We start from the raw sequence: 473 nt of genomic DNA, 5'->3' as shown, positions 1-473 counted from the left end.
CCACAACTCGCTTGAGGCGAGGTTCCCAAGCATACCAGAGCCAGCGTTGATTTTTCTTACTACTCACAAATGACCATTGTTCATCAACGTCACAAATAATTTACGATAAATGTGAAAATTATTTTCAACAATTACCTTGCCTATTAAAAAGATGTAAGGAACCTGATGACTCACTGGTAATGCTTTCCAGTATTTCAAGAGGAAAAGGTATGGCATTAATGCCCCGCTCTATGTGTATTTCTAATCAAAAAGGACTTTGTTACAGAGAAATAGTCATTAATGGTTTAAATAGTTTACTCAATAAGAAGGGAGTCTAACTACAAAAATGAAATTTTGCTCAGTGATGACTCAATGTCAAATTATTTAAGTAGATTAATACTAGGCTGCGTCCCTTAATTAGATAACCGCCTGTAAAAGAGTCGAATACAGCCTAATTTCACCATGGACAAATAGTTTCGTGCGGTTTTTTCGTA

The 473-nt window shown here is 35.7% G+C and carries 2 pseudogenes; one reads left to right on the top strand and one right to left on the bottom strand.

The features are described 5' to 3' along the window. Positions 1-100: pseudogene (locus tag Xets_RS12735) on the bottom strand (IS1 family transposase); the annotation flags it as partial. Between Xets_RS12735 and Xets_RS24685 the strand changes: the two are divergent. After that, positions 99-272, top strand: a pseudogene (locus Xets_RS24685) (LysR family transcriptional regulator); the annotation flags it as partial. The pseudogenes Xets_RS12735 and Xets_RS24685 overlap by 2 nt on opposite strands. Positions 273-473: the final 201 nt, after the last annotated feature.

The sequence above is a fragment of the Xenorhabdus sp. TS4 genome (assembly GCF_014467265.1).
Lineage (GTDB): Bacteria > Pseudomonadota > Gammaproteobacteria > Enterobacterales > Enterobacteriaceae > Xenorhabdus > Xenorhabdus ehlersii.
The sequence above is the reverse complement of the archived record's forward strand: the minus strand, read 5'-3'. Positions and strand labels throughout refer to the sequence as shown.